The organism is Acaryochloris sp. IP29b_bin.137, from assembly GCF_028285745.1.
Lineage (GTDB): Bacteria > Cyanobacteriota > Cyanobacteriia > Thermosynechococcales > Thermosynechococcaceae > Acaryochloris.
Genome location: NZ_JANQOP010000285.1, coordinates 20,125 through 27,551, shown reverse-complemented (window position 1 = coordinate 27,551; position 7,427 = coordinate 20,125). Strand labels below are relative to the sequence as shown.

Genomic DNA, 7,427 nt, shown 5'->3' with positions numbered 1-7,427 from the left:
TTTCCAGGTACAGGACATCAGGACGATTAAACTATGGCTTATCAAACTTCCTTACAGTCCCAAACAATGGAGATGCTGGTTGCTTATCGCCAAAAACCCTCCGTTCAGCTCCGAAACCGTTTGGTCCGCTTAAATATGGGCTTAGTCCGTAAGGTCGCTCATCGCCTTGCTCACCAATGTGCAGAGCCCTATGAAGATTTAGAACAATGTGGGTTTTTGGGATTAATTACCGCTATAGAACGGTTCGATCCTAGCCAGGGATATGCCTTTAGCTCTTTTGCAGTTCCTTATATTAGGGGCGAAATTCTTCATTTCCTCCGCGATCGCGCCAATACCGTTCGTATCCCTCGTCGCTGGCAGCAGTTGAGCCGAGACGGTGCTAAAGTGCGCCAAGCCTTGACCATGGAATTAGGGCGTCAACCCAGTGACCAAGAAATTGCAGATGAGCTTAATCTGTCCATGCAGGAATGGCGGTCTGTAAAGTTAGCATCATCTAACCGGGTTCCCCTCAGTTTGAATGCTCGGGTTTCCTCCAATCATCACCGACAGTCAGATTCCATGATGACCCTGGGGGATACGCTGATGGATGCTCGTTGCCAAATTATGCAGACGAATCAAGAAGATCGGTTGGAACTGCAACAAGCCCTCGATCAGCTTGAAGATCGAACCCGGGAAATGATTGAGTCTGTTTTTGTCCACCAACTTTCACGGCAAGAAGTTGCTCAGAGAATTGGGGTTAGCCCGGTAACCGTCACCCGTCGGATCAAGAAAGGGATTGATGAATTAGTAGGGCTTCTTCAGAAATCTGCCGCATTACAGGTTGAGGTGTAGCTACTTCTCGATAGCCCCAGCCCTATAAGGGCACATAGTAGTGGTAAATACATATCCCAATCGCATCAATATGAATGCTTTTTGGAAAAAGAGAGTGTCTTTCGGACTAAACGAGGCACTCTCTTTCGCAATGTGTAGTTGAAACACCCAATATTAGACCTATTTCCACATTGCAGGAGATTGGGAAGTCTCTGAATCAACCGTCTGCCGTATTGTCCACCAGATCGAGACCGCTCTGATGAACTCAGGGTTCTTTCGCTTACCCGGTCAGAAATCTCTGCTACAAGGGTTTGAGCGACCGGATGTCGTTGTCATGGATGTGACTGAAACGCCCATTGAACGTCCTCAGAACAGACAAAAAGCGTATTATTCAGGGAAAAAAAGAGACATACCCTCAAATGTCAGATTATCGCTAACCGCAACTCTTTAGAGATTATCTGCCTTAGCTTTGGCCCAGGTCGTCGGCATGATTTTCAGATCTTCAAGGTTTCAGGTATCCATATCCATCCAGATACCGAGAGTCTGCAAGATAGCGGATATCAAGGGATTGCAGCCTACCATGCCAACAGCTATGTTCCTCTCAAGAAGCCACAACAAGGTGAACTGACTTCCCTGCAGCGAGAGTACAACTGTGCTCTGAGTCAGGAACGAATGGGCATTGAACATATTAATCGCAGTCTGAAGATTTTCAGAGTTCTGTCTGAGCGCTATCGCAATCGTCGTCGTTACGCGCTGCGCTGTAACTTGATTGCAGCCCTCTATAACCATGAGCTATCTTTGACTGCTTAAGGGATGACAAACAGCAATACCACATCGTCAAATGAATAGCTTACCGACTGCTTGTGCAATGAGTGGTAGCTTGAGATTTTGTTTGGAAATTAGCTTTCAGTTGTGAACTAACTGATCACAGCTAACCTAACGGAATAAAAGGACGGGAACTTGAATACTTCTTAAGAGTTGAACTGTGGTGCTGCCAATCACAAGATGGCGAATGCGGCGATGACCGTAGGCCCCCATCAGTAACAAACTGATTTGATGTTGTTCGATATAGTCGGCAATCATCTTTTCTGGGGTGCCTGCAGATAGAGTTGAAGTAACTGTCAGACCTGCTTGTTGCAGGTTCTCTTCGGCATCGGCTAACTCTTGCGATCGCACCGCATCGGACTCTTTCTTGGCCACCGTCAGCAGGTGAATCTCTAGATCCTTAAATCCTGGGGCACTGTCTACTAAGAAATTCAAGACCCGCTTCCCCGTGGGGCTGCCGTCATACGCCACCAGCAGCTTTTCAATCGGCGCAAAAGTTTGGGGGGTAACTAGGCAAGGCTTTGCACTACTACGAACAATCCGATCGACATTGGCCCCTAGATGACCTGAAGCAAACTCTGCCGCTTCTCCCCGTTTACCCAAGACAATCAGGTCAGATTCGGCCTCAAAGTCATGGAAGCAGTCCACGAGGAAACCTGTAGGATTGAGCAGTTCGACATTACTGATTCCTTCTGCTTTAAGAACTTGCTCTGCATTTTGCAGAATCAACTTTGCCCGTTGTTTGTTGAGTTTGGCTTTTTCATGCTCCAGGGTCACCAACTCGTTTAACAGCTGCTCGGATGCACCCAGGCCAATACTGCCGCTTAGATTGCCGGTTGAAACAACCTTTTGGCGAATATCGCTGACAAACAGAACCTTCATCTGAGCTTGGAATTGGTGGGCCAACCAGGCTCCATATTTATAAATGCCATCTGCAAAGGCAGATCCATCGGAGCAGAGAAGAATGGTTTTCATACAGGTGATGTCCCTAAAAGATGGCGGGCAGGTGTAGCACTAAGACGGGTCGTTGGAGATTAGTTCTTCGTCTGTAGCCAAGCGATTGAGAAGTGTGGAGCTGGCTTCGTTCAGGCCGACCACATTGACTTCGACCCCTTGACGGCGAAACTTCTGAACAGCTTTATCGAGCATTTCTACCGCCCCTTGGTCCCAGAGGTGAGCATGGGTAAGGTCAATGGTGACCTGCTCGACGAGTTCAGCAAAGTTAAAGGAGGCCATGAATTCATCCCGAGACAGAAAGAAAATCTGCCCAGATACCTTATAGACCCGGTGAGCACCTTCGTCCAGCATCACCTGATCCACTAACACTAACTGGGCGATTTTGCGGGAGAAAAATACTGTACTCATAACAATGCCTGTGGCTACCCCAAGGGCAAAGTTGCGGGTGAAAATAATCACAAACATCGTCGTCAGCATGACCACGACTTCACTGCGGGGAACCCGAGGAATATTGGTAAAAGAGGACCAGCGAAACGTACCAATGGACACCATAATCATCACCGCCACCAGAGCGGCCATGGGCATCTGCCTCACCCAGTCCTGTAAGAACAGAATCGCCATCAGCAAAAAGATGCCCGCCGCCAGACTAGACAGACGACCTCGGCCCCCAGACTGGACATTAATCACGGACTGACCAATCATGCCGCACCCTGCCATGCCGCCAAAGAAGGCCGTCACCATATTGGCAAACCCTTGGCCTTTGGCCTCTTGGTTTTTGTCGCTAGGGGTGTCGGTTAAATCATCCACCAAAGAGGCGGTGAGGAAAGACGCCAACAGCCCCACAATTGCCAAGGTGAGGGAATAGGGCAAGATAATGTTGAAGGTCTCTAGGGTGAAGGGAACTTGGGGTAAGGCAAAGAGAGGGGGTGCAGTGGGCAGCTCACCCATATCGCCGACGGTAGGCACATCTAGACGGAGGGCAATGGCCGCAATGGTCATCACGGCTAAAGCGACCAAGGGTGACGGCACTGCTTTTGTAAAGCGCGGCAGGATATAGATAATTCCTAAGGAAAGCACGGTGAGGACATAAACCGTGGGCGGCACGTTGGTGAGCTGGGGAAGCTGGGCCATAAAAATTAGGACAGCCAGGGCATTGATATAGCCGATCATGACCGCTCGGGGCACAAACTTCATTTGGCGACCCAGTTGGAGGATTCCAAAGATGACCTGGAAAATGCCGGTCAAAAAAGTGGCGGCCAGTAAATATTGCAGCCCATGTTCTTTGACTAAATCCACCATTAGCAAGGCCATGGCTCCAGTGGCGGCTGAGATCGAGCCAGGTCGCCCCCCCAGGAACGAAGTAATCACGGCAATAATAAAGGAGGCATAGAGCCCCACCTTGGGATCCACCCCAGCAATGATCGAAAATGCGATCGCTTCCGGTATCAGTGCGAGGCCGACCACGGCCCCTGATAGTAAGTCGGCCTTGGGGTTAATCAACCACTCCCGTTTAAGAGCACGCCAATTGAGGGAGCGGACGTTGAGATGGGGAATGTTCAAGGGGTCTCCTTAAGCCTGAAAACGTAAATCTGGGTAAATGGGGTAGAGATCGGTCAGCTTTAGCTGCCAATAGGGTGTTAGATGAAACTCTTTAAACGGGAGACGTACTGCCCTATCAGTCGATGCTAGTCCTTAAAACATCTCTAACTGCTTGAAGGGCCAATCCCATTTCCCTCATTGAATCAGATGAGCTATCTGCCTATGTTGTTGAGGGTATATGAGACAACTCCCTATAGCGGTTGAGTAGACTGGCTTAATATTTTTTTAATTTATGCCTATCTAAAGACAAATTGGCGGCAGTGTCTAGAGGGAATCACCCAATGATATTGGCAATCTCACAAAAAATAACGCTTATATTGCATAAATATTTGATGATCAGCTGAGAGATTAGGTAAACACCTTTCTTCAAACAAGGTGAGGTTTAATAAAAATGATGACAGGGGTCTTGCAATAATGGCATTTTCTAATAGTCAAGAAAGAGAATCTTCTACACTAAAAAAACTGCAACTCTTGACGACTACTGCAGTGGCGATTTCAGGTGTTATAACTGGTTTTTTTTCATGCCAAGCTGAGAGAAAATCATCTAAGGTTCTCCAGGATAATCAGGAATATGCAAATGCGTTAAAATTTTCTGAGAAAATTCAAGGACAGCTAGATAATCTTGTTGGTGATGATTCTAGAAAAGCCAACATGTCTCTTATAAGTCTATATAAAATAGCAGGAAATGAAGACGAAAAAATCATTCTATATAATATTGCTATTACTAGTAATGATAAGGCAATGAAAAATACTTTTTTGGAGCTAATATCTGATGAAGATAAAAAAATTCAATGAAAAAATTCGAAAAAAAATGTATGCACTAGAAGAATCAAAACCTGCTGGAGCTGAAGATCAATCAGTAAATACTAAAAATTTAGATATAGAAGCTGCTCTAAGTGTAGCAGCATCGAAAAAGACACTTCCACCTAAAGAACTTAAAACAGGATGGATTTATCTTGGAAAAGCAGAAATAAACCAACCAAATTTATTTCCTGATAAAACTATAAAACAAACAAAGGTGCCTAAGCGTAATACTGAAGTGACATTAATAACATCTGTCAATCTAAGACAACGAGCATCCAATGGATATTCCTTAGGTGCAATCAAAGGAATTATCTCTCCTGGAACAAAAGCCAAAATATTAACAATAGAAAAAGTTGGTATTAAAAAAACAAGCGCTGAACAATTTGAAGCCATATGGGCTCAAATAGAAAAAATCTAAAAGCTAGTTTGAAAATGCCTGTATACAATACATGGCAATGACTAAGGCATCTGTAAGTCCGATTGAATCTATTTCACAGATCCTTGGTTTTAAAGGGCTTTATCGGCTTTATAAATTGGATTTAAGACGTCATGTATGTTTATGAGCTCTTCAAGATCTTAATGATATTTAGGTTTGGAATTAACTTGTCATTTCTTGTGGGGCAATATGTTTTGGTGCTTTCTAAAAGAGTGGTATTAGTGAATCCTAGTAATAGGCTCACTGTAATGTAATCTGTGTAAGGTTTTTGTTTATCTTTTGCCATAGCCGCAAATAAAGAACCCTCCTGCTGTACCCTTAACAAATGTCAGTTGTTTGCCCTGGGACTTCAGCGGTATGAAACGATTTTTACTCCCCAGCTTGTTGGGATTGTTGCTTGTTGCTTGTTCAGCGCTAGAAAGTACCCCGCCGAAACAACAGCCTTTTGTTGCTGGTGCTATCCCGGATCAGGATCCAGAAAAACTACAGCGTCTTTACAGTAAGTTAGCGACCTACCTAGAAGCAGAACTAGAGGTTCCTGTTACCTATAAACCTGTTAATAACTATGCGGCTGCGGTCACGGCTTTTCGCGTTGGCGATTTAGATATGGTTTGGTTTGGGGGCTTGACTGGGGTACAGGCGCGCTTACAGGTTCCCAAGGCCCAGGCCATTGCCCAGCGGAAAATTGATGCCAAGTTTACCAGTGTCTTTATCGCCAATAAATCGAGTGGGATTACACCCTTTGAAACAGTTAAAGGATTAACAGCACTGAAAGGTCGGACCCTCACCTTTGGCAGTGAATCCTCCACCTCTGGACGACTGATGCCCCAATACTTTATGCAGGAGGCCAACCTTACCCTTAAGGATCTCAAGGGCAATGTCGGGTTTTCGGGGTCCCACGACACAACCATCAAAGTCGTAGAAGCCGGAACCTATGAAGTGGGCGCTTTAAATTCCCAAGTCTGGAAGGATCGAGTGGCGGAAGGCAAGGTAGATTTAGAGAAAGTCCAGGTGATTTGGGAAACGCCTTCTTATTTTGACTATCATTGGGTAATTAATCCCCAGGTGAGCGAACGCTACGGCCCTGAGTTTATTCCTAAAGTTCAAGCCGCCCTCCTCAAGCTCGACCCCGCTGTCCCGGAGCAGGCAGAAATTTTGGATCTGTTTGGGGGGAGTTCGTTTATCAAGACCGATAATAGTAACTATGCTCAAATTGAAGCGATTGGCCGCCAAATCGGCAAGATCAAATAGCATCCTGACTCTTCGCCAGGTCAGCCATCAGTTTGGCAACGTAACGGCCCTCGCCGATGTCAATTTCGCGATTTATCCCGGCCGAATCGTCGCTTTAATTGGCTCTAGCGGTGCGGGTAAAAGCACCCTCTTACAGTTGCTCAATGGCACTCTTCAGCCCACAGCAGGTGAAGTGTGGGCCATGGGCCAGCCTTGGCAGATCCGATCTGCCCGACGGATTCAACGCCAAATTGGCACCATTTACCAGCAGCTCCATTTGGTGCCCTCCTTGCGAGTCATCCATAACGTCAATGCGGGGCACCTGGGTCGTTGGCCGTTTTGGAAGGCGGTGGCTTCCTTGGTGTGGCCCTTAGAGGTGGAGACGGCCCAAGCCGCCCTCGCTCAGGTCGGTATTCCCGATAAGCTCTATGCCCGTACCGATCGTCTCTCTGGCGGTCAGCAGCAGCGAGTGGCCATTGCTAGAGTTTTGGTGCAAGATCCGGTGATTATGCTGGCAGACGAACCCATTGCCAGTCTTGATCCAGAACGCAGCCATGACATTATGCGACTGCTGAGTCGTCTCGTACGGGAACGGGGCAAGACGTTGGTGGTGAGTTTGCATGGGGTGGAGTATGCAAAACAGTATTGTGATCGCATCATCGGTCTTAAGCAAGGCCAAGTCCAGTTTGATCTGCCTGCCCAGGAGGTTACCCCGGAACAGCTCCATCACCTGTATCAGCTCGACAACCCACCCTCTAGCTAGGTC

At 46.9% G+C, this 7,427-nt stretch carries 7 protein-coding genes and 1 pseudogene; 6 read left to right on the top strand and 2 right to left on the bottom strand.

Annotation, left to right across the window (positions count from 1 at the left end):
• The first annotated feature begins 33 nt into the window (after positions 1–33).
• Complete coding sequence (locus tag Q0991_RS19995; RefSeq protein WP_299491845.1) at positions 34–831, top strand: RNA polymerase sigma factor SigF; 798 nt, start codon at positions 34–36, stop codon at positions 829–831.
• Positions 832–979: 148 nt separating this feature from the next.
• A pseudogene (locus tag Q0991_RS19990) lies at positions 980–1,620 on the top strand (transposase family protein); the annotation flags it as partial.
• A 126-nt stretch (positions 1,621–1,746) separates the two neighbouring features.
• Here the strand turns inward: Q0991_RS19990 and Q0991_RS19985 are convergent.
• Together Q0991_RS19985 and Q0991_RS19980 are read right to left on the bottom strand one after the other, a co-directional pair.
• Positions 1,747–2,610, bottom strand: coding sequence for a universal stress protein (locus Q0991_RS19985; protein ID WP_299491843.1), 864 nt, complete (start codon positions 2,608–2,610; stop codon positions 1,747–1,749).
• A 39-nt stretch (positions 2,611–2,649) separates the two neighbouring features.
• The gene (locus Q0991_RS19980; RefSeq protein WP_299491841.1) at positions 2,650–4,152 is read right to left on the bottom strand and encodes a SulP family inorganic anion transporter; all 1,503 of its coding nucleotides are present in this window, start codon (positions 4,150–4,152) and stop codon (positions 2,650–2,652) included.
• Positions 4,153–4,605: 453 nt separating this feature from the next.
• Between Q0991_RS19980 and Q0991_RS19975 the strand changes: the two genes are divergently transcribed.
• The 4 genes from Q0991_RS19975 (at position 4,606) to Q0991_RS19960 (ending at position 7,424) form a co-directional block, all read left to right on the top strand.
• Positions 4,606–4,986 (top strand): hypothetical protein, encoded by a 381-nt coding sequence (locus Q0991_RS19975; RefSeq protein ID WP_299491839.1) that lies wholly within the window; start codon positions 4,606–4,608, stop codon positions 4,984–4,986.
• A complete protein-coding gene (locus Q0991_RS19970) occupies positions 4,964–5,413 on the top strand; it encodes a hypothetical protein (RefSeq protein ID WP_299491837.1) in 450 nt (149 codons plus the stop codon). Before Q0991_RS19975 ends, Q0991_RS19970 begins: the two co-directional genes overlap by 23 nt.
• 375 nt (positions 5,414–5,788) lie before the next feature.
• A complete protein-coding gene (locus Q0991_RS19965) occupies positions 5,789–6,682 on the top strand; it encodes a putative selenate ABC transporter substrate-binding protein (RefSeq protein ID WP_299491835.1) in 894 nt (297 codons plus the stop codon).
• On the top strand, positions 6,636–7,424 hold the full coding sequence (locus Q0991_RS19960; protein WP_299491833.1) for a phosphonate ABC transporter ATP-binding protein: 789 nt from the start codon (positions 6,636–6,638) through the stop codon (positions 7,422–7,424). Before Q0991_RS19965 ends, Q0991_RS19960 begins: the two co-directional genes overlap by 47 nt.
• Positions 7,425–7,427 lie beyond the last annotated feature (3 nt).